Origin of the sequence: Pseudomonas sp. LF-5 (assembly GCF_037626295.1) — a bacterium.
Lineage (GTDB): Bacteria > Pseudomonadota > Gammaproteobacteria > Pseudomonadales > Pseudomonadaceae > Aquipseudomonas > Aquipseudomonas monsensis.
In genome coordinates this window covers 169,438-194,716 of record NZ_JARKMT010000005.1, presented here as the reverse complement: position 1 = coordinate 194,716, position 25,279 = coordinate 169,438, and the positions used below count along the sequence as shown (strand labels likewise).

Genomic DNA, 25,279 nt, shown 5'->3' with positions numbered 1-25,279 from the left:
ACACATTCCTGAGCGGCGGGCGTCGCCGCATCCTGGCCATGGATAGAGCCGCTGATTGCGCAAAAGTGCAGTGGCGCGCGTCACCAGCCGACCTTCGGCGCTGCCCCTCCCAGCAATTAGTCTGTCTTTATTATTGAAATAACCGACCAATCAACTATAAATCTTCTGTTTAACCTCAATTAGAATGACTAATGGCGATGGCACCTGCACAGGGTCATCCGCCATTTGAAAACAACAACAAAAAAGGAAGGTCTACCATGCTTCAATCCCGTCACCTGTTATCCGGCCTCGGACTGTCCCTGATGATCGCTACCCTTTCCGCTAACGCAGCCGGCCTCAGCGCTGAACACAAGGCTTTCGGTAAAACCAATGACGGCACGCCCGTCGAGCAATACATCTTGCGCAACAGCCACGGTATGCAAGCCACCGTCATCACCTACGGCGCGACCCTGCAATCGCTGAAAGTCGCCGACAAGCACGGCAAGTTCGACGATGTGGTGCTTGGATTCGACGATGTGCAGGGCTATCAGAAAGGCACTGCGTACTTCGGTGCGACCATCGGGCGCTTCGGCAATCGCCTGGCTGACGGCGCGTTCGAACTCGACGGCAAACGCTATCAAGTGCCGCAAAACGACAAGACCAACGCGCTGCACGGTGGCCCGCTGGGCTTCGACAAGAAGGTCTGGCAGGCGCAGGAAACCCGGGACAAGGATTCAGTGGGCGTGACCCTGACTTATCTGTCGGCGGACGGTGAAATGGGTTTCCCCGGCAACCTCACCACCGAGGTGACCTATCGCCTCACCGACAACAACGAACTGCGCATCGACTACAAGGCCAGCACCGACAAGCCGACCGTGCTCAACCTGACCAACCACAGCTACTTCAATCTCGCCGGCGCCGGCAATGGCGACATTCTCAAACAGGTCGCGACCTTGCACGCCAGTCATTACACCCCGGTCACCGCCAAGCTGATCCCGACCGGCGAACTGGCCCCCGTGGCGGGCACGCCGATGGATTTCAGCAAACCAACCGCGATCGGTACGCACATCAAGGCTGATCATCCGCAGCTGAAATTTGCCGAGCCAAAACAGGGTGGGTTTGATTTCAACTGGGCGCTGGATACCAAGGGCGATATCAGTAAGGTTGCCACTGAGGTGAGTGACCCGCAGTCCGGTCGCGTTCTGCAGCTGTTCACCACGGAACCTGGCGTGCAGTTCTACACCAGTAACTTCCTCGACGGCACGGTCAAGGGCAAGGGTGGCAAGGTCTATGCGCACTGGGGCGCGTTTACCCTGGAGACACAGCACTATCCGGATTCGCCGAATCAGCCGAATTTCCCGAGTACTCGGCTTGATCCGGGGCAGGCTTATACGCAGAGCGTGGTGCTGAAGTTCTCCGCTAAATAACCTCCAACGCTGATCGTTCCCACGCAGAGCGTGGGAACGATCGATGGATTACAGCCCCACACGCTCCAATCCCTGGCGCATGCCTTGATCCGCCTGCGCGCACCATTGCTTGAGCGTCAGACTCGGCGGCAGATTGGCCTCCAGGCTTTTGTATTCACCATCGGCAAACACCTCACCCTTACGACCATGGGCCTCATTCTTGTCGCCATCGCTTTTGTCCATCTGCCCTGGAACACCGGCAACATACGCCACCATTTTATTGGCGTTCACTGTGCTTTCAGCTTTCAGGAAGCCCTTGTCCACGCAATGGTTAATCAGCCCGGACATGTTGCGCCCAGTGTCGTACATCCCTTTCAACGTAGCGGCATCCAGCTCTTCTGCGTGAGCGACATTGACAGTGCCGATAGCGGCGATCAGTGCGAGGATCAAAGCGGTGTTCTTCATGTTTATTCCTTTAATGGATGAAGCCAGGTTGTTTACTTGCGGTATTCATGAGGGCGAACGAAGAGCTCACCCTCGCGAACTCAACTGACCACCGCTCCTTTCGGGCCACTGGCAATCAGCGCGGCCCCGCAGGCGGTCTTCATGCCGTCCAGCGCGATGGGCGTGCCGTCGACGGTGTAGGTGCTACTACCTTCAGCTATCGGAAAAATGCCTTTGCACAGAGGACAGCTGACTTTGTGACCAAGCCCGGCGATGGGCTTGCCGTTGAGGTCGGTTCGGGAGAAGGCTTCGAGCACCTTGCCACCATGGGTTGTGGAGTCGCCCAAGCGAATGGCGTCTTTCATGTTGTCACTCCTTTGACCAAGTTACTCAGGCCTCCAAATGTCTTCTGACCCTTGGGTATCGATGATGAATTTTTCGCCAGTTGAGAATCACGCTGGTTGATCGCAATGACAAACTGCTTGACCTTCACGAAGGCTCGCAATCCGTAAGCAAGCCGCGCGGAATTCACTGGTGATTGCAACTGCGTCAACCTTTCACATTCAAATTGGCTTGATAGCCGACCAAAGAACGCTTTCCAAAGGCGTAAAATTTACTCCTTTAATATCTTTTGCAAGCTCTTTGAATATGCGCGAGCAAATAAGTGTATTACTTCCTGAAATCAACCCCTTGAATTTGAACAGATCACGCTTGAAGTCGGGAGGTAATACCAATTTTTTGAACCTGAAAATCAACCCATCCTCTTCTATGAAAGTAGAAGCAGGATCAGTCTCCGAGCGCGCATCCAACTCTTCAAAAAGTACGGCATTGTAGCTTTTTGATGAAATAGTTTCCCCACCTTTGGAAACCACTTGAATAGGCACAGCGTCAGTAACACCTACGTCCAGCTCGCTACAAACAGACATGAAATCATCACTGACTATGTAGAAACGCGCCACACTGCGTATATCGAAATCATAGAACTTATCTTTAGAAATAAGCACCATACCTTCTGGATAGGGCGTGTGTGTTTTGTAATGGATTTTCTCCGCATACCAAGGAAAAAAGCCATGCTCGACACCTTTGGTATCTGAGTAAAATTTATCGTAGAGATCTGCCTGTAAGAAGCCAGCCGGGCAACCAGGTTCTTCCTTTTGAGAAAGCACGTAATATTCCATAATCCCTTCTCCTTGCTTATCTAAGTCGGCGTTGTTTTGTGCCAGGCACCGAAAGGCTTGCTCTTAATCTTGTCTGTATCGCGGATATCTGAGTTCGCGCCTGACGGTCGTTACCATGTTGTTAACCATCGGGCTATAGACCTTACCATGCGATCCGCAATGGTAAAAAACGCGCTTGGTTTTCTTGGCCTGATCCGCACTGTCGGGCATCAACAAACCGTTTTCTTTCTTATCCCGCTCTCCACCCATCCCTATATCCGAGAAGAAACTGGCTTGCCGTCCCCATACTTCCTCGGGGATGAGGTGATGCGCCTGCATTTTGTCATGAGTAACGATCTACGTGGCCTGCAGAGACTTAGCGGCTGGAAAACAGGCAAAGCACTGCGCAACTTCTTGCGCACTTGTACGGGTAGAGGAATAAAGAAAGAGAGCGAAATGAAAAGTACAGGCTGCGACCTCTTGCTTTTGAACCCCATGGAACCCCTGCGCTATCCTGCTGCCCACTAAGGTATCGACCATCAGCACAGGAGGTTGGCATGCGTACCCTCGAACTCGCAGGCGTGCAGGTTCCAGTGATTGGCCAGGGCACCTGGCACATGGGCGAAGACCGTGCAGCGCACACGCGTGAAGTGGCTGCGTTGCGCCAAGGTATCGAACTGGGCATGACCCTGATCGACACCGCAGAAATGTACGCCGAGGGCGGTGCCGAAACAGTCGTCGGCCAAGCCATCGCCGGCCTGCGCGACCGGGTATTTCTGGTCAGCAAGGTCTACCCGCACAACGCCAGTCGCACAGGTATCCCCCAGGCGTGCGAGCGCAGCCTGCGGCGGCTCGGCACCGATTACATCGACCTCTATCTGCTGCATTGGCGCGGCCAGTACCCACTGGAAGAAACCGTCGAAGCCTTCGAACGTCTGCGCGCGGACGGCAAGATCGGCCGTTGGGGCGTGTCGAATTTCGATGTCGACGACCTCGAAGAACTGTCCAGTTCGGCCTGCGCCACCAATCAGGTGCTGTACAACCTTGAAGAGCGTGGCATCGAATTCGACCTACTGCCGTGGTCACAGCAACAGCGCATGCCGCTGATGGCCTACTGCCCGATCGGTCAGGCTGGTGCGATGCTCGCCGAGCCGGTGCTGAACACGGTTGCCGCTCGTCACGGCGTGACCCCGGCGCAGGTTTCGCTGGCGTGGATTCTGCGTCAGGATGGTGTGATTGCGATTCCCAAGGCTGTCCGCCCGGAACACGTGCAACTCAATGCACAAGCGGCGCAGCTGCAACTGGAGGCCGGGGATCTGGCGGCGCTGGACGAGGTATTCAAGGCGCCACAACGCAAGCAGCGGCTGGCGATGGTCTGAGTCGCTGGCCGCTGGCGAGGGCTTCGTCATGAGAAGCACTGATCAGTACGACCCGTTCCACCTGCAACGTTTCGTCCAGGCCCAGGACCCGGTGTTCGAACGGGTCCAACGCGAACTCGACGAGGGCCGCAAACGCAGCCACTGGATGTGGTTTGTGTTCCCGCAGCTCGCCGGCCTGGGAGGTAGCGAGATGTCCCGACGCTTCGCCATTCAGTCCGCCGAGGAAGCACAGGCCTATCTGGCCCACGACCTGCTCGGCGCGCGGCTGCGAACCTGTACGCAGTTGGTGCTGAAGGTGCATCAGCGCTCGATTGCCGAAATTTTCGGCCACCCCGATGACCTGAAATTTCACTCCTCGATGACTCTGTTTGCGCAGTTCAGCGCCGAGGACTGTCCGTTCAATCAGGCACTCGAACGCTACTTCCACGGCATCCTCGACGAATGGACCCTGCAACTGCTGGACTCAAAACAGGCCCAGTTGCCCCCCGATCAGGGTTGAGAAATCGTCGTCGACAAACGGCAGGATCGCGTCCGCCACCGGTTGCAGCTGGCGGGTGATGTAGTGGTCGTAGTCGATCGCGGCACGGCGCACTTCCAACGGCTCCGGCCCGGCCAGGGTGATCACGTAACTGATCCAGCCGCCGTTTTGATACTGCCGTGGGCGACCGTGCCCGGCGTTGTATTCATCGGCCAGCCGGGCGGCGCGCACATGCGGTGGCACGTTGCGCTCGTAGTCATCGAGGGTACGCCGCAGGCGCTTGCGGTAGACCAGCCGATCATCGAACACTCCGGCAAGGGTTTTGCGCACGTAGTCGCGCACGTAATCCTGATAGGGCTTGCGCTGGAAGATGCGCTCGTACAGTTCCTGCTGGAACTGCCGGGCCAGCAGCGACCAGTCGGTGCGCACGGTTTCCAGGCCTTTGTAGACCATTTCCTCACTGCCGTCGGCGCGGCTCACCAGGCCGGCGTAGCGCTTCTTGCTGCCCTCCTCCGCGCCCCGAATCGTCGGCATCAGGAAGCGCTTGTAATGAATTTCGAATTGCAGTTCGAGAGCACTTTCCAGGCCGTATTCATCACGCACATGGGCACGCCACCAGTCGTTGACGTGCTTGACCAGCGCGTGGCCGATGTTCGCCGCTTCTTCCTGGCCATGCGGGCGACGCAGCCAGACAAAGGTCGAATCGGTGTCGCCGTAGATCACCGCGTGGCCCTGCGCTTCAATCAACTGGCGGGTGCGCAGCATGATTTCGTGGCCGCGCAGGGTGATCGACGACGCCAGCCGCGTATCGAAAAACCGGCAACCGCTGGAACCGAGCACGCCGTAAAAGGCGTTCATGATGATCTTCAGCGCCTGCGACAGCGGCGCATTGTGCTCGCGCTTGGCGGTCTCGCGCCCTTCGGCCACGCGCGCAACGATGGACGGCAGGCAATGCCGGGTACGCGAGAAGCGGGCGCCACGGAAACCCGGCACCGAATCGGTATCGTCCGGGTGCTGCAGGCCTTCGATCAGCCCCACCGGGTCGATCAGAAATGTACGGATGATCGACGGGTACAGGCTCTTGTAGTCGAGCACAAGCACCGACTCGTACAGCCCCGGTTGCGAATCCATGACGAAACCGCCGGGGCTGGCCTGCGGTGGGTTGGTGCCCAGATTGGGCGCGACGAAACCCTGGCGGTGCATCAGCGGCATATACAAATGGGTGAACGCCGCCACCGAGCCGCCGCTGCGATCCGCCGGCAACCCGGTAACACTGGCGCGTTCGAGCAAAAACGTCAGCAGCTCGGTCTTGGCAAAGATCCGTGTGACCAGTTCGCAGTCCTTGAGGTTGTATTTGGCCAGCGCCGGTTTGTCCTCGGCGAACATGCGGTTGATTTCGTCCATGCGCTGGTACGGATTGTCGATCGACTTGCCTTCGCCGAGCAGGGTTTGCGCGACGTTTTCCAGGCTGAACGAGGGGAAACTCCAGGTCGCCGAGCGCAGGGATTCGATGCCATCGATGATCAGCCGCCCCGCCGCCGCAGCGAAATAATGGTTGCGGCTGCCGTGTTCGCGCCATTGCATCTCTTCACCGCCACGGCCGATTTTCAGCGGCACGCCAAGACGCCGCGCGTGCTCGTGGAGGATGCGCAGATCGAACTGCACGACGTTCCAGCCGATGATTGCGTCAGGGTCGTGGCGGGCAAACCAGTCGTTGAGTTTTTTCAGGATGACGGTGCGTGAGTCGCAGTATTCAAGGTCGAAATCGACGCTGCTCGCATCACCGTTGGGCACGCCGAGCATGTATACCTGCCGCTGGCCGCAGCCTTCGAGGGCGATGGAATACAGCTCGCCGGTTTCCGTGGTTTCGATGTCCAGCGAGACCAGGCGCAGGTTCGGCCGGTATGTCGGGTCGGGTTTGAGGTGGGCGTCGAGCAAGACGCCGTCAGCATCGGGCGTGCCACTGAACAGCACCGGCGCCGTAATGAAACGCTCCATCAGGTAGCGTTCCGGCGGGCGCACGTCAGCCTCGAACACGTCGACGCCGGCGCGGCTGAGCGCGCTTTCCAGGCGCATCAACTGGCCGTGTTGCTGGCAATACAGGCCGAGCACCGGGCGATGTTCGAAATCCTGCAGAGCCAGCGGGCGCAGTTCCACGTGCTTTTCGTCGTGCAGCAGGCGCTCGGCCGCTTCGCGCTGTGCGGCAGGGATAAACGCCACCGATGTCTGCGGCGCCAACCGGACGCGGCGCGGCCCGGCGTCGGTTGCCAGCCAGAATTCGACTTCAGTGCCCGCCGGGGTATCGCGCCAATGCCGGGTCAGGACGAAACCCTGCTGTAAATCCACCACTGCGACCTCAGGAATTGAAACAGAGCCGCATTCTACGCTCCGCTGGCATGGAAGAACCTTGTGGGTTTGCACTTCACAACACTGAATGGGGATTTTTTCCGCATATGACGTTTTTTGCGTGCTATCTGCCGCTTTGCCACCTTGCCCTGCGCGCTTGCGTCTACGATGCTTGAATAACAACGACAACACCTGAGTAACCGCCATGAAGACCGTCGCCCAACTGCTCAAGCTCAAAGATCAGAAAAATCAGGAAGTGCATCAGATCAAGCCTGATCACATGGTGCTCGAAGCGCTGATGAAGATGGCCGAGAAAAACGTCGGCGCCCTGCTGGTGGTCGAAGACGACAAAGTGGTCGGCATCATCAGTGAACGCGATTACGCGCGCAAACTGGTGCTGCATGGACGCTCGTCGGTGGGCACACCGGTGCGCGACATCATGGTGGCGAACGTGATCACCGTGGACACACATCAAACCGTCGACACCTGCCTGGGCATCATGTCCGACAAACGCCTGCGCCATTTGCCGGTGGTGGAGAACGGCAAGCTGATCGGCTTGCTGTCGATCGGTGACCTGGTCAAGGAAGCCATTGCCGAACAGGCCGAGCTGATCAGGCAACTGGAGCAGTACATTCGCGGGGAATAATCCCCGAAGCTCCCTGCAGGAGTGAGCCTGCTCGCGATAGCGGTTTGTCAGTCACCTTGTTTTTAGCTGACAGACCGCTATCGCGAGCCGGCTCACTCCTGCATTTGGTTTTGCGGTGTGATCAAGAAGGCCAATGCCGGGCGAATACCGGCGCCAGCACCGGATGTCGGTCAATCCGCTGCAACCACGCATAAAACCCCGGTCGCGTCTGACGCAAATGCTCACGGCTTCCCGCCCAGCGTGTGACCACCGCCGCCAGCACATCCAGCGCGCCGGGCGTTTCGTCATCCAGGTACAACTCGGCGGAAAACTGGTCGGCAAACACCTCCCAATTCCAATGCAAACGCTCACGTGCGCCAGCCACCAGGTTCTGCCGCGAGGCTTCGTCGGGCATCAGCAGCCAGCGCTCGGGGTAGTCGATGACACCGATCGCCGCGTAGCAATTGCTGACGATGTAGACCAGGCCGCGAATGGCCTGATCACGATCCTCTGCCTGGGCCGGCAGCAAACCGGACTTGGGAAACGTCAGGCCCAGATGAATCAGGATCGCCGCGCTCTCAGTGATGACACTGCCGTCAGGCAGTTGCAAGGTCGGTATCTGCTTGAGTGGATTGAGCTGGGCCAACGCCTCGGCGGCTTCGGTGCTGGCTTCGATATCAATGAAACGGTAAGCGATCTGGCACAGTTCCAGCGCCGCTTCGATGGCGGCTGCGCCTGAGTTTCTGTGCCCGTAGAGCTGGTACATATCCAATCCCCCCGAAAAGACCATTGCCACAGGGTAGATGGCTGTAGCGTGGGTGTAGAAAAAATCTGTCTGTGTATCGGTTTTGGCACGGTTTTCCCATGCATTCGCGACTTGCGAATTCAAACCTCGCAAAACAGCGCTGGCGGTGCCCATCCCGCACCAAGAGCAATCATCGAACGCTATCCGCGTTCTTGTAAGGTGCGATACCGAACCAAAAGTTCGTGTATCCGAGCTGGCAACAAGGAGTTCACCGCGTGAATCTTCAAACGTATTGCCGCATTACGTCCCGTTGGTATCCATTGGCGCAAAGCCGAGTTAGCCGGAACAGCTCTGGCCACCCATACATTTACTTTATTACCTGAACCCCAGCGTCATGCACTGCGTTGGCGGCATTGATTGCGCCTGCGCCACGGCACTATTTATTTTTTAAATATAACCCATGAAGTTATTGCGCAAGCGCTACATGAATGCTCGACAGCAGGATTGTCGAACAATAACTTGAATATTGTTAATTGCACCAAAAATGCGCTCGCAACCATAACTAACAAATAGTTGAAGCATACATTTCAAATCAACAAGAACAAGGAATACGGCCTGTGACCCGCTAATACATTGACCCGCACCAAATCAGTCCGCCGCGCACCATCAAGCGCCCTGGCGGACCCGAGTTCAGCTGCTCTATCTCGCTAATCGGCCTGATACTGCGCGCGGTCTGACTCGCCTGTAAAAAAGCCCCGGCATTCGGGGCCGTGGACAACCCTGCACTAAAAAAAAACGGGGCAACCGATAAAACTTATATAAATGCGACATGGGTAACAGTGGTGAAATAACCGCTCTACATTTCAGCAATATTTGGCACAGCGGTTGCAAAACGAACTTCGAACGCAACATCTGCAGGAGCTGCCGAAGGCTCGGCAGGCCCTAGATAAAACAACACCAGGGAACGGCTAATGAACATAAAAAGTCGATGACACTAAGCCAGTAAGCCTGCACAAGCCTATCAATAGATAGTTCAACTATCGGCCTGCGCACACCTAGAAGAAAGTTACACCCACCCACTCGAACATCACCCATATGTTCGGACGGCACCTTATTGCCCTTCATCAACCCGAGGGAGCTTTAATGAACGATGCGGTAAAGCACAAAACCCTGCCGGGGCCATTACGGGAAGCGCCACTCCCGCCGGCGTTGGGCGGGCCGGCCTTTAAAGCCAACACCTCGCAGCCCGGCGGGTTGAATAAACAGCAGATGCTGTTGCTGGTGGCGGTATCGGCGCTGATACACGGCGGCGCCTGGTGGTTTCTCCAGCAGACCCGGCCCGAGCCACTGCCGACTCCGCCGCAGATTCCGGAAATGACTGTCGAGCTGACCAGCCCGACACCACCGGCACCGCCCACCCCGGAACCACCGCCGCCTCCTCCGCCACCGCCGGAACCTGAACAACCGGTGGAAGACGAAGACGCGGTCAAGCCACCGCCGAAACCGGTGGAGAAACCCAAGCCGGTCGAGAAGCCGAAACCGCTGAAAAAAGCCGAGCCGCCGAAAGCGCCCCCCGCCCCGGCACAACCGGCCGCTCCCGCAGCACCGGCGACCCCGAGCGCGCCACCAGCACCTGCCGCCGCGCCCGCGCCGGTGAAAGAGTCGGCGGCGATTTCCGGCCTCGCCAGCCTCGGCAACCCGCCGCCGGAATACCCGTCGCTGGCGCTGCGGCGCAATTGGGAAGGCAGCGTGGTGTTGCGCATTCAGGTACTGGCCAACGGACGCGCCGGCTCGGTGACGGTGACCAAGTCCAGCGGCAAGCCGCAACTGGATGACGCGGCCGTCGCGGCGGTGAAGAACTGGAAGTTTATTCCGGCCAAACGCGGTGACACGCCGATCGACGGCTTCGCCACCCAGACCATTGATTTCAAATTGCCGCAATAACGGCACAACCCGACGAACTCACAACCGACTTAATGCAAGCGAGGTGTAGCCATGAACCCTTCTCTGTCTTCGATGATTGTCCCCGGTGTGCTCTGGGGGCTGGTGCTGTTTTCCGTGGTCAGCTGGGCGATCCTGCTGGTCAAGTCGGCGCAATACCTGCGCCAGAAAGCCCAGAACAAACAGTTCAGCAAAGCCTTCTGGGGCGCGCCGGACCTGCTCACCGCCGCCGAGCACGCCAGCCAGTACCCGGGCTCGCTGGCGCGCATCGCCAGCAGCGGTTTCGAAGCCCTGCTGGTGGAGGATTCGCCGCGCACCACCCAGCAATTGGCGCACACTATCAATCGCTCGGATCGCCTGGAGCGCAACCTGCGCCAGCAGATCCAGAAGGAACGCCGCTCGCTGGAAAACGGTCAGGCGATCCTCGCCAGTATCGGCAGCACCGCGCCGTTCATTGGGTTGTTCGGCACCGTGTGGGGCATCATGGAAGCCCTGCAAAGCATCGGCGAAACCGGTTCGGCCAGCCTTGAAGCGGTCGCCGGCCCGATCGGTCACGCACTGATCGCCACCGGCGTCGGCATCGCCGTCGCGGTGCCGGCGGTGCTGATTTACAACTTCTTCCTGCGTCGCCTCAAGCTCGCCTCAGCGGACATGGACGACTTCGCCCACGACTTCGACGCCCTCGCCTCGCGCAGCGCGTTTTCCATCAGCCGCCAGGCCATCGCCAGCAAAACCACAGCCGCCGTGCGGGAGGCCAGCTGATGTCCTTTTCCACTCAAGACAGCGATGAAGTGCTCAGCGAAATGAACGTCACGCCGCTGGTGGACGTGATGCTCGTGCTGCTGGTGGTGTTCATCGTCACCGCACCGCTGATGACCAACGCGATCAAAGTCAATTTGCCGAAAACCGACGCCGTCGCCCCCGCCGAAAAGAAGGATCCGGTAGTGGTCAGCGTCGATCAGGACGGCAAGTTCTATCTGGCCAAGACCGAACTGGCGCCGGAATCGCTGGAGGCCAGCCTCAAGGAGGTCAAGGCCAAGGACAGCGAAGTCCGCGTGCAGCTGCAGGCCGACTCCGCCGTCAATTACGGCCAGGTTGCGAAAGCCATGGCGTCGATCGAACGCTCGGGCATTACCAAAATATCGGTGATGACCACCCACTGAGTGCGGTGTCGGGCGCGCGTTAAAAAACGCGCCCGACACCGCGGACCGCCTCCCGTCGCAATCAGCCGACCGAAAAACGCAAAGCGTCTTCGGAGGGGATCGGCTTGCTTGAAGAAAGTGGTTTTCCGCACGCGGTATCACCGAAAGCGGAGCAATGAGGGGCTCACAAGGCCAATTCGATAACGTCTAACAAAGTCGGAAACAACCATGCTGATGAACACTCCACGCTTCACGCTCAAACCTTTGGTGGCAACGATTTCTCGTCACCGTTTTGTTCCGTTGTACCTGGTGGCCATGGGGATGGGCGCCGGCACCGTGCAAGCCGCCGAGGACGACAATGCTGCCGTACCGGCTGCGGCGACGGTGGCTGCGCCGACCACGCAACTGCAACGGGTGGAAGTGACCGGTTCGGCGATTCGCCGGGTCGATGCCGAGACGGCGGTGCCGATCACCATTCTCAAGGCCGATGAACTGCGCAAACAAGGCGTGACCACCACCGCCGAACTGGTGCAGCGCATCACCGGCAGCCAGTCGATCAACAACAGCGCCGGCTCGGTCGGCGCGGCCACCGGCGGCGCGTCGTTTGCCGACATGCGCGGCATTGGCGCGAACAAGACGCTGGTGCTGCTCAACGGTCGACGCCTGGCTAACAACGCCTTGTCCGGCACCAACTCGGCCGGTGGCGCGGTGGATCTGAACATGATCCCGTTTGCCGCCATCGAACGCGTGGAAGTCCTGCGCGACGGCGCGTCAGCCCTGTACGGCACCGACGCCATCGGCGGCGTGATCAACTTCATCACCAAGAAATCCATGACCGACGGCCAGTTGACCCTCGGCGGCGAAACCCCGACCCACAGCGGCGGTGGCGCTACCAAAGACATGAGCGCCAGTTGGGGTTACGGCGATCTGGAGCAGGACCGCTTCAACGTGCTCGGCGTGTTCAACTACAACAAGCAGCAGAACCTCGACGCCAACGACCGCTCCTTTGCCCGCGACTACGTGCCCGGCCGCGGCCTGGACCAGACCTCCGGCACTGCATTCCCCGGCAACTACAGCCAGAACGGCAACGCCACCAACCCACTGGCCAACAGCAATTGCAACGGCCCCAACCTGGTGGCCCGCGACGGTTTGTGCCGCTTCAGCACCCGCGAATACATCGACCTGATTCCGCAAACCGAAAAGACTTCGTTCTTCGGCAAGACCACCGGCAAGCTGGCGGACGACCACAACGTCAACCTCGAATACTTCTGGTCGCGCAACAACAACGCCACGGCGGTCGGCCCGGCTCCGCTCACCGGCCTGAGCCTGGACGCCTCATCGCCCTACTACCCCGGCAACGGCATCACCCCGGCGCCCACCGGTTTCGCCCTCGACCCGACGCAACCGGTGGACGTCAACTGGCGCGAAACCGCCGCCGGCCCTCGTGAATCGAAAGACCAGAACACCAGCCAGCGCTTCTTGCTCAGCTTCGACGGTCTGGTCGGCGGCTGGGATTACAACGTCGGCGCCTCGTACAACCAGAACAAAATCGTCTCCAGCGTCACCAGCGGTTATGTCAGCGACCAGGCGATGATCAATGGTCTGGCCAGCGGCCTGCTCAACCCGTTCGGCCCGCAATCCGCTGCCGGCCAGCAGTACATCGACGCGGCGGCGTACCACGGCGCCTACACCACGGCTGTCGGCCGCGTGGCCGGGTTCGACGGCCGGATCAGCCGCGAAATCGGTGACTGGTTCGGCGCCGGTCCTTCCGGCCTGGCGCTGGGTGGCGAGTACCGCAAAGAGAAATTCCACCAGGACTTCGAGCAGTTTGCCGGCGATATCCAGAGCCTCGGCATCGACCCGAACGGCAGCGTCGAAGGCGACCGCAGCGTGAAAGCCGCGTACGCCGAAATCAACGTGCCGGTGCTCGATAGCCTCGAACTGTCCGCCGCCGTGCGTCACGACAAATACAGCGACTTCGGCAGCACCACCAACCCGAAATACTCGTTCCGTTACCAGCCGTTGAAAGAGCTGGTGGTACGTGGTGCCTACAGCGAAGGTTTCCGTGCGCCGTCGCTGTACGAGCTCTATTCACCGCGCAGCATCACCTTCACCCAGGGCTACTACAACGACCCGGTGCTGTGTACCGGCGGCGTAGTGCAACCAGGCGGCAACGGCGGGCGCGATTGCGGTCAGCAGTTCCTCAACCAGATCGGCGGCAATGAGGATCTGGCGCCGGAGAAAGCCCGCAACGTCACCCTGGGCTTCGTTTATCAACCGGTGAACAACCTGTCGGTGGGCCTGGATTTCTGGTGGATTCACATTTCCAACCAGATCCAGCCGTTCCCGGAATCCACCGTGTTTGATCAGGCCGGTGCCTATCAGGACCGCTTCGTGCGCAATGCTGACGGCACGCTCAACTACATCGTCACTGGCAACGCCAACCTCGGCATCGTCGAAACCAACGGGGTCGACGTGTCGCTGGACTATCGCTTCCCGAATACGCCGTACGGCCAGTTCGGCCTGGGCCTGCAAGGCACCTATGTTGACGAGTACGACTTCCAGAGCACCATCAAAGGCCCGTTCACCGACAAGGTCGGCGACTTCCAGGGTGACGGCGTGATTGCCCGCTGGAAACACAACCTCACCGGCAGCTGGACCTTCGGCGCGGCGCGGGCGTCGCTGACCAACCGCTTCACCACCGGCTACAACGACTACGACCGCGACACCCACGCACGCGTGGCGTCGTATTCGGTGTGGGACCTGTCGGCCGGCTACACCTTCGACAAGGTGCTGGACGTCGATGCCGGGATGAAAAACGTGTTCGACCGCAACCCGCCGTTCTCCAACCAGGCCTACAACTTCCAGAGCGGCTATGACCCGCGCTACACCGACCCGCTGGGCCGTACCTTGTTTGCGCGCATGACGTACCACTTCTAAAGAACGAGCACCATAAAACCCTGTGGGAGCTGGCTTGCCAGCGATGGCGGTGTGTCAGTGAAGTAGATGGCGACTGACACGACGCCATCGCTGGCAAGCCAGCTCCCACAAGGGTTCCGTGACCATTCAGTGATTTTGGGGAGTGACTTCATGAGACTCATGCGCAACATGGCGGGCCTGCTGTTAAGCAGTGCGCTGCTATGCACCGGCACTTCGGCGCTGGCCGGCGGCAGTTATGCGCTGACGGTGTACGGCGAAGCGCCGAAGTATCCGGCGGGGTTCGAGCATTTCGACTTCGTCGATCCCAAGGCGCCCAAGGGCGGTTCGCTGAGCCGGGCGTCGATGGAAATCGGTCAGTACAACTACATCACCCCGTATGCCGATCAGGGCATTTCCGTGGTGCAGGTCAACGACTGGGTGTATGCGCCGCTGGCGTTTCGTTCGCTGGACGAGCCCTACACCGTTTACGGAATGGTCGCGCAACAAATGGAACGCGATCCCGAGGGACTCTGGGTACGCTTCACCCTCAATCCAAAGGCACGCTTCGCCGACGGCACGCCGATCACCGCCGAGGACGTGCGCTACACCTTCAACCTGCTGATGACCAAGGGCAGCCTCAGCTATCGCCAGCAATACGCCGACGTGCAGGACGTGCTGATCGAAGGCCCGCGGCAGGTGCGCTTCACTTTCAAGAACAATCTCAACCGCACGTTGGCACTGGACCTGGCGACGATGCGCGTGCTGCCCGAACACTGGTGGCAAACCCGCGACTTTGCCAATGGCGGCGGTTTCGAGCCGCCGCTGGGCAGCGGCCCGTACCGCGTGAGCAAGGTCGATACCGGGCGCAGCATCAGTTTCGAACGCGATCCGGACTGGTGGGGCAAAGACCTGCCGGTCAGTCGCGGCATGTACAACTTCGACACCCTGACGGTGAATTTTTACGGCGACACTGACGTCGCCCGTCAGTTGTTGCAGGCCGGCGCCTTCGACTACAACCGCGAATTTTCCTCGTCCGGTTATGTGGTCGGCTATGACAGCCCGGCATTGCGTGACGGTCGCTTGCAGCAGTCGATCCTTGCCCCGGACAAACCGACGGCGGCGCAGGGCTTCGTGTTCAACCTGCAAAACCCGATTTTCCAGGATCGTCGCGTGCGTCAGGCCATCAGCCTGCTGTGGGATTTCGAGTGGACTAACAAGCAGATGATGCGCGGCTTCTACGTGCGCCAGAACAACTTCTGGCCAAAGAGTGAAATGGCCGCCACCGCGCTACCTGATGCCGACGAGTTGAAGATCCTCGAACCGCTGCGCGGGCAGATCCCCGACGAGGTCTTCACCGAGGTCTATCAGGCACCGAAAACCGATGGCAGCGGCTACATCCGCGACAAGCAACTGCAAGCGTTGAAACTGCTCGCCGAGGCCGGCTGGACACCGCAACACAATAGGCTGGTCAACGCTGCCGGCGAGCCTTTGGAATTCACGTTTCTCGACGGTCAGGGCGGCTTCGACCGCATGCTGCTGCCGTTCAAGCGCACCCTCGCGCAGATCGGCATCACCCTGAATTTGCGCCGGATCGACTCGGCGCAATACATCAACCGCCTCAACGCCCGGGACTACGACATGATCGTCGCCGCTTTCCCGCGCAGCGGCGATCCGATCGTCTCTCCCGGCCGTGAGTTGTACAACCTGTACGCCTCGCAAAGTGCCACACAGGTCGGCAGTTCCAACTCAATGGTGCTGGCCAACCCGGCGGTCGATCGACTGATCGACGGGCTGGTCCAGGCCAACACTCGCGAAGCCATGGTGCATTACGCCCGCGCCCTCGACCGGGTGCTGCAATGGGGTTACTACATGATTCCCAACTACTACTCCAAAGGCACGCCGACGGTGTATCAGAACCGTTTCGGCATGCCGTCTGTGCAACCGGCATACGACGAAGGCCTCAACACCTGGTGGGAGGTCTCGGCCAAGCCGTTGACCACGCAACAGATGCACACCCGGCTCGCGGGGGGTCAGTGACATGCTGCGTTATCTGAGTAGGCGTTTGCTGCTGATCATCCCCACGCTGCTGTGCATTCTGGTGGTCAATTTCCTCATCGTGCAGGCCGCACCGGGTGGCCCGGTGGAACAAGCCATTGCGCGCCTGCAAGGCTTCGGCGGACACAGCATGGGCGGCGGTGGCGAAGTGGCCGCGACGGGCGGTGCCGGGCGCAGCAGCCGTGGCCTCGACCCGGCGCTGATCGAAGAAATCAAACACCACTACGGCTTCGACAAACCGATGCACGAACGCCTGTGGCTGATGCTGACAAACTACGCGCAACTGGATCTGGGCAGCAGTTTCTTTCGTGGCGCCAAGGTCACCGACCTGATCGCGCAGAAGTTACCGGTGTCGCTGTCGCTGGGCTTGTGTGCAACGTTGATCACCTACCTGATTTCGATCCCGCTGGGCATTCGCAAAGCAATCACCAACGGCAGCGCCTTCGATGTCTGGAGCAGCACGGCGATCATCATCGGCTACGCGATGCCGGCGTTTCTGTTCGCGATTCTGTTGATCGTGGTGTTTGCCGGTGGCAGTTACGTCAACTGGTTTCCGGTGCAGGGTCTGGTCTCGGACAACTTCGACAGCCTCAGCCCCCTCGGCAAAGTCGGCGATTACCTCTGGCATCTGGTATTGCCGGTGACGGCGCTGGTGATCGGCGGCTTCGCCACGCTGACCATCCTGACCAAAAACAGCTTCCTCAACGAAATCAGCCGCCAGTACGTGATCACTGCGCGGGCCAAGGGTTTGACCGAGCGCCGCGTGCTTTACGGCCATGTGTTTCGCAACGCGATGCTGCTGGTGGTGGCCGGTGTGCCGTCGGCGTTGATCGAGGTGTTTTTCGCCGGCTCCTTGCTGATCGAAACCATTTTCAACCTCGATGGCCTCGGGCGCATGAGCTACGAAGCGGCGGTGTCGCGCGATTATCCGGTGGTGTTCGGCGCGCTGTTTCTGTTCACCCTGTTCGGCCTGCTGATCAAGCTGATCGGCGACCTCTGCTACACCCTGCTCGACCCGCGCATCGACTTCTCGGCGAGGACTGCCTGATGTTCACACTTTCCCCTCTGGGCCAGCGCCGCATTGCGCAATTCAAGGCCAACCGGCGTGGACGCTGGTCGCTGTGGCTGTTTATCGGCCTGTGCCTGGTCTGCCTCGGCGGTGAGTTGATTGCCAATGACAAACCCTTGGTGATCCGCTATCACGACGCCTTCTATTTCCCGATTCTCAGCGATTACCTGGAAACCGATTTCGGCGGCGAACTGCCGTTCCAGCCGGATTACGCCAGCGCCTACGTACACCGGCTGATCGAGGATCAGGGCGGCTGGATGCTGTTCCCGCCGATTCCGTTCAGCTACGACACGGTCAACTACGACCTCGACGAGCCGGCACCGAGCCCGCCCTCGGCGAGCAACTGGCTGGGCACCGACGATCAGGCACGGGACGTCTTGGCGCGGGTGATTTTCGGCACACGGATTTCGATTCTGTTTGCGCTGATCCTCACCGGCATCAGTGCGCTGGTCGGCATCGTCGCCGGGGCATTGCAGGGTTATTACGGCGGTTGGGTCGACTTGCTCGGGCAGCGGCTATTGGAGATATGGTCGGGGCTACCGGTGCTGTATCTGTTGATCATCCTGTCCGGTTTCGTCTCGCCGAGTTTCTGGTGGTTGCTGGGGATCATGGCGCTGTTTTCCTGGCTGGCACTGGTGGATGTAGTGCGGGCCGAATTCCTTCGCGGGCGCAATCTGGAATACGTCAAAGCCGCGCGGGCCTTGGGCCTGACTGACACCGCACTGATGTGCCGGCACATTCTGCCCAACGCGATGACCTCCACCCTCACCTACCTGCCGTTCATTCTCACCGGCGCCATCGCCACCCTGACCGCACTGGATTTTCTCGGCTTCGGCATGCCGGCGGGCAGCGCATCGCTGGGCGAACTGATCGGCCAGGCCAAGCGCAATCTGCAAGCGCCATGGCTGGGGCTGACGGCGTTTTTCGCACTGGCGCTGATTCTTTCGTTGCTGGTGTTTATCGGTGAGGCCTGCCGTGACGCATTCGATCCCCGGAGCTGACATGAACGACAACCTGATTGAAATCCGCGACCTGCGCGTCGCCTTCGCCGGGCAGCAAGTGGTGCATGGTGTGAACCTCGATATTCGCCGTGGCGAATGCCTGGCACTGGTTGGCGAATCCGGCTCGGGCAAGTCGGTGACGGCGCATTCGATCCTGCGCTTGTTGCCGGGCAAAAGTGTCAGCAGCAGCGGCTCGATCCGCTACCACGGCATGGACTTGTTGCAGGCCAGCGAGCAGCAGATGCGCGGTTTGCGCGGCAACCGGATCGCGATGATTTTCCAGGAGCCGATGACTTCGCTGAACCCGCTGCACACCGTGGAAAAGCAGGTCAGCGAAGTGTTGGAAATTCACAAAGGCCTCAAGGGCCGCGCCGCTCGCGCACGGACGCTGGAGCTGCTGGAGCTGGTCGGTATTCGCCAGCCCCTGCAGCGCTTGAAAGCCTATCCGCATCAGCTCTCCGGCGGTCAGCGGCAACGGGTGATGATCGCCATGGCGCTGGCCAACGAGCCGCAGTTGTTGATCGCCGATGAACCGACCACGGCGCTCGACGTGACCGTGCAGCAGAAGATTCTCGAATTGCTGATCGAGCTGCAGCAGCGCCTCGGCATGTCGCTGTTGCTGATCAGCCACGACCTCAATCTGGTGCGGCGTATCGCTCAGCGGGTGTGCGTGATGCGCCATGGCGAGATCGTCGAACAGGCCGATTGCGCAGCGCTGTTTCGGGCGCCGCAGCATCCTTACAGTCGCTTGTTGATCGAGGCTGAACCCAGCGGTGCGCCGGTGCCGAGTGAGTACGAGCACAACTTGCTTGAGGTCGACGATCTGAAGGTCTGGTTCCCGTTGCCCAAAGGGTTGTTCAGTCGCCAGCAGGATTACATCAAAGCCGTGGATGGCGTGAGTTTCACCCTGCAACGCGGCAAGACCCTGGGCATTGTCGGTGAGTCGGGTTCCGGCAAGTCAACGCTGGGTCAGGCGATCCTGCGCCTGGTGGAATCGGAGGGCAGTATCCGTTTCGGCAACAAACAGCTGAGCCTGCTCAATCAACGCTTGATGCGACCGTTGCGGCGGCAGATTCAAGTGGTGTTCCAGGATCCGTTCGGCAGCCTCAGCCCTCGGATGTCGGTGCAGCAGATCATTGCCGAAGGCCTGCTGACCCACGGTATCGGCACTGCGGCCGAGCGCGAAGCGGCGGTGATTCGCGTGCTCGAGGAGGTCGGCCTCGACCCGGAAAGCCGCCATCGTTACCCCCACGAGTTTTCCGGTGGCCAGCGCCAGCGCATTTCCATCGCGCGCGCCTTGGTGCTGGAGCCGGCGCTGATTCTGCTCGATGAACCGACCTCGGCGCTGGATCGCACGGTGCAGAAGCAGGTGGTGGAATTATTGCGGCAATTGCAGATCAGGCATGGTCTGACCTATCTGTTCATCAGCCATGACCTGGCAGTGGTGCACGCACTGGCCCATGACTTGATCGTGATCAAGGACGGCAAGGTGGTTGAGCAAGGATCGTCGCGGGAGATCTTCGCCGCGCCGCAACATCCTTACACCCAGGAGTTGCTGAACGCCTCCGGCCTCAAACCCAATAAGGAACCCTGTGGGAGCTGGCTTGCCAGCGATTGCGGTGTATCAGAGAAAACGATATTGGCTGACACGACGCCATCGCTGGCAAGCCAGCTCCCACAGGTATAGAGGTGATCCAGAAAAATATTTTTTCAGCCACTGCATCCAAACGTCTCCGCCACGGGTAGTCCCTGTAACAGCCACTGATGGCTGCCAGCGATCTACCCTTTTCGGAGAACACACTGATGAACACCACACAGCTGATTTGCTTCACCGGTTTGCTCGCAGCCTCCGCCGGCACTTTCGCCCAAAGCGGCCTGCCGGACAGCATCAAAGTCCCGGATGGCCACAAAGTCGCAATGGAAACCACCGGCGTCGGCGAGATCACCTACGAATGCCGCGACAAGCCCAATGCCGCCGGGCAGACCGAGTGGACCTTTGTCGGCCCCAAAGCGGTGCTCAATGATCGCAGCGGCAAGCAAGTCGGCACCTACTTCGGCCCACCCGCCACCTGGCAGGCCAAGGACGGTTCGAAAGTCACCGGCACGCAATTGGCCGTGGCGCCGTCGAGTCCGGGCAACCTGCCTTATCAACTGGTCAAGGCCAACCCGGCCGAGGGCAAAGGCGCGATGAGCGGCGTCAGCTACATCCAGCGGGTCGCGCTCAAGGGTGGCGTGGCGCCGGGCAGTGAATGCACGGCGGCGAACAAGGGCAAGCAGGAAGTGGTGAAATATCAGGCGGATTACATCTTCTGGGCGGCGAACTGATTTTCTGACTCATCGCAAATCCCCTGTAGGAGTGAGCTTGCTCGCGACAGCGGAGTGTCAGCCAACACAGGCTTCACTGACGCACCGCTGTCGCGAGCAGGCTCACTCCTGCAAAAGGAAATGGAGTTGTGTGGATGTTTGCGGAATGTGAGCTAGATTGCACGACATGCCTTTAGCCGAATCCGTTTTCGATTACGAAGCCCGCCTCGCTGCCTGTGCCCGAGGCGAGCGTCTGGCCCTGCACGATTTGTATGTGCAGGAAGGCCCACGTCTGCTCGGTGTGGCCAAACGGCTGGTGCGCGACACGGCGCTGGCGGAGGACATTGTTCATGAAGCATTCATCAAGATCTGGAACGGCGCGGCAGGATTTGATCCGGCGCGTGGTTCGGCACGTGGCTGGATGTTCAGCGTGACCCGGCATCTGGCGCTGAATCTGTTACGTGATCAGGGCCGGGAAACGCCCTTTGACGAAGCTCACGAAGTGGCTGTGGATGAGGACGGTTTCGACGCCCACGCGCATTCGGCGCGCATCCACCGCTGTCTGGAACAACTGGAACCACAACGGCGCAGTTGCATCCTGCATGCCTACGTCGACGGCTACAGCCACGCGCAGATCGCCACCCGTCTCGACACGCCACTGGGCACCGTCAAAGCCTGGATCAAACGCAGCCTCAATGCGTTGCGGGAGTGCATGGGATGACCACTGAATCGGCGCGGCAACGTGATGAACTGGCCAGCGAATACGTGCTCGGCACCCTGTCAGCGCCGGAGCGCGAAGCGGTGCGACAGCGCTTGCGCAACGAGCCCGAACTGCAAGCCGCGGTGGATGCCTGGGAGCGACGATTGCTGGACCTGACGGACCTGGCCGGAACGCATCCGCCCTCGCCGCACTTGTGGCCACGCATCGAACGCAGTGTCGAGCGACTCTCGCGCAAGGCACCTGAGCCGGCGCGTCCTTCGTGGTGGAATCTGCTGCCGTTGTGGCGGAGTCTGAGCGCCGCCGGGCTGGCCGCGACGCTGATCCTGGGGACGTTGTTGGTGACCCAGACCGCGCCGAAACCAAGCTATCTGGTGGTACTGGTCGCCCCGCAGGACAAGGCGCCAGGCTGGGTGATCCAGGCGAACAATGCACGGGAGATCCAGTTGATTCCGCTGGGAGTGGTCGAAGTGCCGGCGGACAAGGCGCTGGAGTTCTGGACCAAAGCTGACGGCTGGCAAGGGCCGGTGTCGCTGGGGCTGGTCAAACCGGGGCAGGCATTGAAGGTGCCGCTGGACAAACTGCCGCCGCTGCAACCGAACCAGCTGTTCGAACTCACCCTCGAAGGCGCCAACGGCTCGCCGATCGGCAAACCGACCGGACCGATTCAGGCCATCGGCAGAGCCGTCAAAGTGCTTTGAGCACGCATCAACCGGCCTTGGCCATGCAGCGTTTGTAGCGCTCATCCACACGTTTGGCGAACCACGCGGTGGTCAGTTTGCGGGTGATTTTCGGGCTCTGCAGCACGATCCCCGGCAGCACGGCGCGCGGCAGGGTTTTGCCCTCGGCCTTGTCCGCCAGCTCAAACACCCGTTGATAGAGCTTCGTCTCCTCGAATTCCAGGGTCTGGCCTTTCTCCAGTTGATCGCGAATCGTCGGATTGCGCATGCCCAGCGACTTGCCGAGGGTGCGCACCGCCAGCTCGGTGCTGCCGGGCAGGATCGAGTCATAGCGGATCAGGTCGCCATCCAGCGCCAAGGGAATGCCCGAGGCACGGCTGACCGCGTTCTGGAACGCCGCATTACGGCTGGCGTACCACCCGGCATTGAAGTCGGCAAAGCGGTACAACGGCTCGCGATAACTCACCGGATAGCCGAGCAAATGCGCGATGCCGAAGTACATGCCGCCACGGCGGGTGAACACTTCGTGGCGGATCGTGCCGCTGACCGGGTACGGGTAGTCCTTGGCGTGCTGCTCGGCGAATTCGATGCTGACCTGCATCGGCCCGGCGGTGTGCACCGGGTTGAAGCCACCGAACAAGGTACGTCCCATCGGTACCATGCCGATGAAGTCGTCGAACACCGCACTCAAGTCTTTCTCGCTGCGCGCGGCGTTCAGGCGTTCGCTGTAGGTCTTGCCGGTGGGCGAACGCACCGCCAGCGCGGCGCTGACCAGCATTCCGGGGATGTGCGCCTTGCCGGCGCGGCGGTCGATCTCGTCACGGGCGATCTTGCCCAGGCCCGGCACCGTCGGGTCAACCTGAAAGGTCGATTCCTGCTCGGCCACTGCCAGGACCGAACACAGGTTTTGCGTGGTCGGACTGATGTTCTGCGCGGCGAACGCGGCATAAATATCGGTGGCCCAGCCCTGGCGGTCAGGCACTTTTGCCGGCATCAGCCGTACGATTTCGGCCTTCACTTCGGCGGGCGCACGCGGGGCAGGCTCACTGCTGCGCTGGCCCGCGCAACCGGCGAGCACCAGCAGTGCAGCGAGAGAGATCAGTAATCGAGGGCTGTACATAGTGCTCCTTGGCGTGCGTTGAGCCGGTTCACCATACGATCAAAGGTGTGGCGCAGGCTAGGACTGCCGCAACGAAACACTGTTCCCGTGAATATCGCGATCGTTGTAGCGAGGGCCCTGCAGCGCCACCGCTGCGGGGCCTTTTCCGTCTGGCTGAGAAACTGGCCGCGCCGCCCTGCTGATCCATACTTGCTGCACAGCCGAAGGAGGACAGGCCATGAACCGCAGCGACGTACTGATCATCGGCGCCGGCCCGACTGGCCTGGTGCTGGCCCTGTGGCTGAGCAAGCTCGGTGTGCGCGTGCGCATCCTCGACAAGACCTCCGCCCCTGGCACCACGTCCCGGGCGCTGGCGGTGCAGGCGCGAACCCTGGAGTTGTATCGTCAGCTGGACCTGGCCGACACCGTGGTACGCAAGGGCCATCGGGTGGCGGCGGCGAACTTCTGGGTCAACGGCAAACCGGTCGCGCAATTGCCGCTGAACCGTATTGGCGAAGGGCTGACACCCTACGCGTTCGTCGAAATCTTCCCCCAGGATGAACATGAACGGCTGCTGATCGAGCGCCTGGAAGATTACGGCGTCAGTGTCGAACGCAACACCACGCTGGAGAGCTTCGAGGAAACCAGCGACGGCCTCACCGCGCATTTGCGCTTGCCCGATGGCGAGCAGGAAATCTGTCAGGCCTGCTATCTGGCGGGCTGCGACGGCGCCCGTTCGGTGGTGCGCAAATCCCTCGACGCCGGTTTTCCTGGCGGCACGTATCAACAGATCTTCTACGTGGCAGACGTCAAGGCCAGCGGCCCGGCGATGAATGGCGAGCTGCACCTGGACCTGGATGAGGCGGACTTTCTCGCGGTGTTCCCGTTGGCTGGCGAAGGCCGCGCGCGGCTGATCGGCACGGTGCGCGACGAGCGTGCGGATCGCGCCGACACCCTGGCGTTTTCCGATGTCAGCAGCCGCGCCATCGAACACCTGAAAGTCCATATCGAGGACGTGCACTGGTTTTCCACCTACCGCGTGCATCACCGGGTGGCCGAACACTTTCGCAGCGCTCGCGCGTTCCTGCTCGGCGATGCCGCGCACGTGCACAGTCCGGCCGGTGGTCAGGGCATGAACACCGGCATCGGCGATGCGATCAATCTGGCGTGGAAACTCGCGGCGGTGCTCGGCGGCGGCGCCGAACCGGGCCTGCTCGACAGCTACGAAACCGAACGCATTGCCTTCGCCCGTCGACTGGTGTCGACCACCGACAAAGTGTTCAGCTTCGTCACCGCCGAGGGGCGCATGGCCGATCTGCTGCGCATGCGGGTGGCACCGTTTCTGATCCCGAAACTGGCGGCGTTCGAGGCCAGCCGCGAATTTCTCTTTCGCACTGTGTCGCAGGTCACCCTCAACTACCGCGGCATGCCGCTCAGCCAGGGCGTGGCCGGCCACGTGCACGGCGGCGATCGCCTGCCGTGGGCGCATGACGGTGAAGGCGATAATTACGAGCCGCTACGGCAGCCGTGCTGGCAGGTGCACGTGTACGGCGACACCAGCGACGAGATGATCGCCTGGTGCCACGCACACCATCTGCCGCTGCATGTGTTCGACTGGCGTCCGGCGTTTGAAACAGCGGGGTTGGGGCGTAACGGATTTTATCTGTTGCGCCCCGACACCTATGTGGCGATAGCGGACAACAGCGCCGATCCGAAGGTGATCGAACGCTATTTTCGCGATCACGGGATCCGGCCGTATTTCGCCTGCCCCTGACCCAAAAACACCCAAAAG

The 25,279-nt window shown here is 60.4% G+C and carries 23 protein-coding genes; 16 read left to right on the top strand and 7 right to left on the bottom strand.

What is annotated here, in order from left to right; genetic code table 11:
- The first annotated feature begins 257 nt into the window (after positions 1-257).
- The gene (locus PseuLF5_RS17385) at positions 258-1,406 is read left to right on the top strand and encodes an aldose epimerase family protein (protein WP_340134138.1); all 1,149 of its coding nucleotides are present in this window, start codon (positions 258-260) and stop codon (positions 1,404-1,406) included.
- Positions 1,407-1,454: 48 nt separating this feature from the next.
- On the opposite strand, the gene PseuLF5_RS17380 is transcribed toward PseuLF5_RS17385, so the two are convergent.
- The 4 genes from PseuLF5_RS17380 to PseuLF5_RS28230 all read right to left on the bottom strand — a co-directional run bounded on the left by PseuLF5_RS17380 (position 1,455) and on the right by PseuLF5_RS28230 (position 3,325).
- Positions 1,455-1,850, bottom strand: coding sequence for a hypothetical protein (locus PseuLF5_RS17380; RefSeq protein ID WP_123462278.1), 396 nt, complete (start codon positions 1,848-1,850; stop codon positions 1,455-1,457).
- An 80-nt stretch (positions 1,851-1,930) separates the two neighbouring features.
- Complete coding sequence (locus PseuLF5_RS17375) at positions 1,931-2,194, bottom strand: PAAR domain-containing protein (RefSeq protein ID WP_123462276.1); 264 nt, start codon at positions 2,192-2,194, stop codon at positions 1,931-1,933.
- Positions 2,195-2,392: 198 nt separating this feature from the next.
- A complete protein-coding gene (locus PseuLF5_RS17370; protein WP_123462274.1) occupies positions 2,393-3,007 on the bottom strand; it encodes an Imm43 family immunity protein in 615 nt (204 codons plus the stop codon).
- 63 nt (positions 3,008-3,070) lie between these two features.
- Positions 3,071-3,325 (bottom strand): AHH domain-containing protein, encoded by a 255-nt coding sequence (locus PseuLF5_RS28230; RefSeq protein ID WP_429540711.1) that lies wholly within the window; start codon positions 3,323-3,325, stop codon positions 3,071-3,073.
- Positions 3,326-3,543: 218 nt separating this feature from the next.
- Here PseuLF5_RS28230 and PseuLF5_RS17360 point away from each other — a divergent pair, with 218 nt between their 5' ends.
- Positions 3,544-4,365, top strand: a complete 822-nt coding sequence (locus PseuLF5_RS17360) for an aldo/keto reductase (RefSeq protein WP_336346305.1) — start codon at positions 3,544-3,546, stop codon at positions 4,363-4,365.
- 28 nt (positions 4,366-4,393) lie between these two features.
- The gene (locus tag PseuLF5_RS17355) at positions 4,394-4,864 is read left to right on the top strand and encodes a DUF1810 domain-containing protein (protein ID WP_123462266.1); all 471 of its coding nucleotides are present in this window, start codon (positions 4,394-4,396) and stop codon (positions 4,862-4,864) included.
- Here the strand turns inward: PseuLF5_RS17355 and PseuLF5_RS17350 are convergent.
- On the bottom strand, positions 4,829-7,189 hold the full coding sequence (locus PseuLF5_RS17350; protein ID WP_340134135.1) for a DNA polymerase II: 2,361 nt from the start codon (positions 7,187-7,189) through the stop codon (positions 4,829-4,831). The two genes, PseuLF5_RS17355 and PseuLF5_RS17350, sit on opposite strands and share 36 nt — an antisense overlap.
- Positions 7,190-7,394: 205 nt before the next feature.
- Between PseuLF5_RS17350 and PseuLF5_RS17345 the strand changes: the two genes are divergently transcribed.
- Entirely contained in the window at positions 7,395-7,835 is a 441-nt protein-coding gene (locus PseuLF5_RS17345; RefSeq protein WP_123462262.1) for a CBS domain-containing protein, read from the top strand.
- Between the two features lie 121 nt (positions 7,836-7,956).
- On the opposite strand, the gene PseuLF5_RS17340 is transcribed toward PseuLF5_RS17345, so the two are convergent.
- Positions 7,957-8,580: a glutathione S-transferase gene (locus PseuLF5_RS17340; RefSeq protein WP_340134134.1), complete on the bottom strand. Its 624-nt coding sequence runs from the start codon at positions 8,578-8,580 to the stop codon at positions 7,957-7,959.
- A 1,122-nt stretch (positions 8,581-9,702) separates the two neighbouring features.
- Here PseuLF5_RS17340 and PseuLF5_RS17335 point away from each other — a divergent pair.
- From PseuLF5_RS17335 to PseuLF5_RS17285, 11 genes are all read left to right on the top strand, one after another.
- Entirely contained in the window at positions 9,703-10,503 is an 801-nt protein-coding gene (locus PseuLF5_RS17335; protein ID WP_340134133.1) for an energy transducer TonB, read from the top strand.
- Between the two features lie 51 nt (positions 10,504-10,554).
- Positions 10,555-11,262 (top strand): MotA/TolQ/ExbB proton channel family protein, encoded by a 708-nt coding sequence (locus PseuLF5_RS17330; protein ID WP_123462257.1) that lies wholly within the window; start codon positions 10,555-10,557, stop codon positions 11,260-11,262.
- Positions 11,262-11,663 (top strand): ExbD/TolR family protein, encoded by a 402-nt coding sequence (locus tag PseuLF5_RS17325; protein WP_093433931.1) that lies wholly within the window; start codon positions 11,262-11,264, stop codon positions 11,661-11,663. The genes PseuLF5_RS17330 and PseuLF5_RS17325 overlap by 1 nt, the downstream gene beginning before the upstream one ends.
- Positions 11,664-11,870: 207 nt before the next feature.
- Positions 11,871-14,582: a TonB-dependent receptor gene (locus PseuLF5_RS17320; protein ID WP_340134132.1), complete on the top strand. Its 2,712-nt coding sequence runs from the start codon at positions 11,871-11,873 to the stop codon at positions 14,580-14,582.
- 150 nt (positions 14,583-14,732) lie between these two features.
- On the top strand, positions 14,733-16,598 hold the full coding sequence (locus tag PseuLF5_RS17315) for an extracellular solute-binding protein (protein WP_340134130.1): 1,866 nt from the start codon (positions 14,733-14,735) through the stop codon (positions 16,596-16,598).
- A 1-nt stretch (position 16,599) separates the two neighbouring features.
- Entirely contained in the window at positions 16,600-17,664 is a 1,065-nt protein-coding gene (locus PseuLF5_RS17310; protein WP_340134129.1) for a microcin C ABC transporter permease YejB, read from the top strand.
- Positions 17,664-18,686, top strand: coding sequence for an ABC transporter permease (locus PseuLF5_RS17305; protein ID WP_186748133.1), 1,023 nt, complete (start codon positions 17,664-17,666; stop codon positions 18,684-18,686). Before PseuLF5_RS17310 ends, PseuLF5_RS17305 begins: the two co-directional genes overlap by 1 nt.
- A gap of 1 nt (position 18,687) precedes the next feature.
- Complete coding sequence (locus tag PseuLF5_RS17300; protein ID WP_340134128.1) at positions 18,688-20,373, top strand: ABC transporter ATP-binding protein; 1,686 nt, start codon at positions 18,688-18,690, stop codon at positions 20,371-20,373.
- Positions 20,374-20,489: 116 nt separating this feature from the next.
- On the top strand, positions 20,490-21,011 hold the full coding sequence (locus tag PseuLF5_RS17295; protein ID WP_340134127.1) for a DUF3455 domain-containing protein: 522 nt from the start codon (positions 20,490-20,492) through the stop codon (positions 21,009-21,011).
- A 166-nt stretch (positions 21,012-21,177) separates the two neighbouring features.
- Entirely contained in the window at positions 21,178-21,711 is a 534-nt protein-coding gene (locus PseuLF5_RS17290; RefSeq protein WP_123462244.1) for a sigma-70 family RNA polymerase sigma factor, read from the top strand.
- Positions 21,708-22,409, top strand: coding sequence for an anti-sigma factor (locus PseuLF5_RS17285; RefSeq protein ID WP_340134126.1), 702 nt, complete (start codon positions 21,708-21,710; stop codon positions 22,407-22,409). Before PseuLF5_RS17290 ends, PseuLF5_RS17285 begins: the two co-directional genes overlap by 4 nt.
- Positions 22,410-22,416: 7 nt before the next feature.
- Here the strand turns inward: PseuLF5_RS17285 and PseuLF5_RS17280 are convergent, their stop codons facing one another.
- Positions 22,417-23,508: a DUF1615 domain-containing protein gene (locus PseuLF5_RS17280; RefSeq protein WP_340134125.1), complete on the bottom strand. Its 1,092-nt coding sequence runs from the start codon at positions 23,506-23,508 to the stop codon at positions 22,417-22,419.
- Between the two features lie 217 nt (positions 23,509-23,725).
- Between PseuLF5_RS17280 and PseuLF5_RS17275 the strand changes: the two genes are divergently transcribed.
- Complete coding sequence (locus PseuLF5_RS17275; RefSeq protein ID WP_222832497.1) at positions 23,726-25,261, top strand: FAD-dependent oxidoreductase; 1,536 nt, start codon at positions 23,726-23,728, stop codon at positions 25,259-25,261.
- The last annotated feature ends 18 nt before the right edge of the window (positions 25,262-25,279 follow it).

What these genes read in the sequence shown, in the direction of transcription:
- PseuLF5_RS17335 (WP_340134133.1), top strand. Translation starts at nt 9,703, where the DNA reads ATGAACGATGCGGTAAAGCACAAAACCCTGCCGGGGCCATTACGGGAA.
- PseuLF5_RS17290 (WP_123462244.1), top strand. Translation starts at nt 21,178, where the DNA reads ATGCCTTTAGCCGAATCCGTTTTCGATTACGAAGCCCGCCTCGCTGCC.
- PseuLF5_RS17360 (WP_336346305.1), top strand. Translation starts at nt 3,544, where the DNA reads ATGCGTACCCTCGAACTCGCAGGCGTGCAGGTTCCAGTGATTGGCCAG.
- PseuLF5_RS17285 (WP_340134126.1), top strand. Translation starts at nt 21,708, where the DNA reads ATGACCACTGAATCGGCGCGGCAACGTGATGAACTGGCCAGCGAATAC.
- PseuLF5_RS17280 (WP_340134125.1), bottom strand. Translation starts at nt 23,508, where the DNA reads ATGTACAGCCCTCGATTACTGATCTCTCTCGCTGCACTGCTGGTGCTC.
- PseuLF5_RS17370 (WP_123462274.1), bottom strand. Translation starts at nt 3,007, where the DNA reads ATGGAATATTACGTGCTTTCTCAAAAGGAAGAACCTGGTTGCCCGGCT.
- PseuLF5_RS17340 (WP_340134134.1), bottom strand. Translation starts at nt 8,580, where the DNA reads ATGTACCAGCTCTACGGGCACAGAAACTCAGGCGCAGCCGCCATCGAA.
- PseuLF5_RS17310 (WP_340134129.1), top strand. Translation starts at nt 16,600, where the DNA reads ATGCTGCGTTATCTGAGTAGGCGTTTGCTGCTGATCATCCCCACGCTG.
- PseuLF5_RS17295 (WP_340134127.1), top strand. Translation starts at nt 20,490, where the DNA reads ATGAACACCACACAGCTGATTTGCTTCACCGGTTTGCTCGCAGCCTCC.
- PseuLF5_RS17315 (WP_340134130.1), top strand. Translation starts at nt 14,733, where the DNA reads ATGAGACTCATGCGCAACATGGCGGGCCTGCTGTTAAGCAGTGCGCTG.
- PseuLF5_RS17275 (WP_222832497.1), top strand. Translation starts at nt 23,726, where the DNA reads ATGAACCGCAGCGACGTACTGATCATCGGCGCCGGCCCGACTGGCCTG.
- PseuLF5_RS17375 (WP_123462276.1), bottom strand. Translation starts at nt 2,194, where the DNA reads ATGAAAGACGCCATTCGCTTGGGCGACTCCACAACCCATGGTGGCAAG.
- PseuLF5_RS17345 (WP_123462262.1), top strand. Translation starts at nt 7,395, where the DNA reads ATGAAGACCGTCGCCCAACTGCTCAAGCTCAAAGATCAGAAAAATCAG.
- PseuLF5_RS17355 (WP_123462266.1), top strand. Translation starts at nt 4,394, where the DNA reads ATGAGAAGCACTGATCAGTACGACCCGTTCCACCTGCAACGTTTCGTC.
- PseuLF5_RS17305 (WP_186748133.1), top strand. Translation starts at nt 17,664, where the DNA reads ATGTTCACACTTTCCCCTCTGGGCCAGCGCCGCATTGCGCAATTCAAG.
- PseuLF5_RS17380 (WP_123462278.1), bottom strand. Translation starts at nt 1,850, where the DNA reads ATGAAGAACACCGCTTTGATCCTCGCACTGATCGCCGCTATCGGCACT.
- PseuLF5_RS17325 (WP_093433931.1), top strand. Translation starts at nt 11,262, where the DNA reads ATGTCCTTTTCCACTCAAGACAGCGATGAAGTGCTCAGCGAAATGAAC.
- PseuLF5_RS17330 (WP_123462257.1), top strand. Translation starts at nt 10,555, where the DNA reads ATGAACCCTTCTCTGTCTTCGATGATTGTCCCCGGTGTGCTCTGGGGG.
- PseuLF5_RS17300 (WP_340134128.1), top strand. Translation starts at nt 18,688, where the DNA reads ATGAACGACAACCTGATTGAAATCCGCGACCTGCGCGTCGCCTTCGCC.
- PseuLF5_RS28230 (WP_429540711.1), bottom strand. Translation starts at nt 3,325, where the DNA reads ATGCAGGCGCATCACCTCATCCCCGAGGAAGTATGGGGACGGCAAGCC.
- PseuLF5_RS17320 (WP_340134132.1), top strand. Translation starts at nt 11,871, where the DNA reads ATGCTGATGAACACTCCACGCTTCACGCTCAAACCTTTGGTGGCAACG.
- PseuLF5_RS17385 (WP_340134138.1), top strand. Translation starts at nt 258, where the DNA reads ATGCTTCAATCCCGTCACCTGTTATCCGGCCTCGGACTGTCCCTGATG.